The 1,276-nt window shown below is 30.7% G+C and carries 1 protein-coding gene; it reads left to right on the top strand.

The window, feature by feature from the left end; translation table 11 throughout:
* Positions 1-99 precede the first annotated feature (99 nt).
* On the top strand, positions 100-1,122 hold the full coding sequence (locus AAT22_RS18415; protein ID WP_047002330.1) for an IS6 family transposase: 1,023 nt from the start codon (positions 100-102) through the stop codon (positions 1,120-1,122).
* Positions 1,123-1,276 lie beyond the last annotated feature (154 nt).

The following is a 1,276-nucleotide window of genomic DNA, read 5'->3' as shown; positions in this document are numbered from 1 at the left end:
CGATCTGTTAAGTTATATGAACATTGCTCTTCTCAACTCTAAGAAATACAATAAGTTTGACTAGAACCAATTATCCCCCTAGAAAAGGAGAGAAGAACAATGAACAAAACAAATATTAGATGCCCTCGTTGTCATTCCGATAAACTATATAAGTTTGGTTTAGACAAGCAGGCTAATCAAAAATATCAATGCAAAAAGTGTAAACGTCAATTCGCACCTGACTACGTCAGCAGTCCGGTAATATCTAAATATCCTAGATGTCCTAAATGTGGTAAGGCAACATATTTACATCATGAATTTAAACACTATAATCGCTATAAATGTGGAAATAGAAACTGTAATCATATCATAGTTAATTATCATAGCTTTGATATCGATCCAGCGTCTAGCGAAGCTGTTACCGGATCCCTTTCTATGAAAGGTATGAGATTTCCTTTACAAATAATTATTACTGCCTTAACTTTATATTACTTAAATAATACATCAACTAGAGCTATATCCCAGTTTCTTATGAGTACCTTCAATATCAAAGTATCTCATGTAACCATAGCTAATTGGAGTAATAAATTTGCTCCTTACTTCAAACTGAAAGTTGATAAATTTAAACGTCAAGTAGACTTACAATCTGACGATTGGCACGCTGATGAGACTGTTGTTTTCATTAATGGTATAAAGCACTATCTATGGCTAGTTATAGACTCTGAAACACGTTTTATAGTATCTTTTCATTTAAGTAGATATAGAGATGAAAACTCAGCTTTTTCTCTAATAAATGAAACTAAAAAATATGGTTCACCATTCAATTTAGTAACAGATAGATGGCCAGCTTATAACGAAGCGATAGCTACATTATTACCAAATACAAAACATTTACCTGTAAAACCAATGTCTAGTGATATAAACAATAATCTTATAGAATCTTTCAATAAAACCTTTAAGGCTTGGTATAAATCTAAAAAAGGATTCAATTCATTTGAAAAAGCTAATAATCTTATTTTTATGTTTATATTTCACTATAACTTTATTAGAACTCATGGTTCATTAAACAACTTAACTCCAGCCGAAGTAGCGGGCTTCGCTAGCGATACGACATCTAAGCAATCTTGGTTTATAGCTGCTTAAGCAATTAAAATATCTTTAATTAACCTGCTTGAAAAATTTATATTTTTGCAGGTCTATTTGCCATACTCAAATATAATCAAGCTTATATAATTTTCAAAGAACGAGAAAATCTATGATTTATTAAGCTATTTTTTCATAACAGCTTAACAGATTC

The sequence above is a fragment of the Clostridium sp. C8 genome (assembly GCF_001010885.1).
Classification (GTDB): domain Bacteria; phylum Bacillota; class Clostridia; order Clostridiales; family Clostridiaceae; genus Clostridium; species Clostridium sartagoforme.
This window is presented reverse-complemented; position numbering and strand designations above follow the sequence as displayed.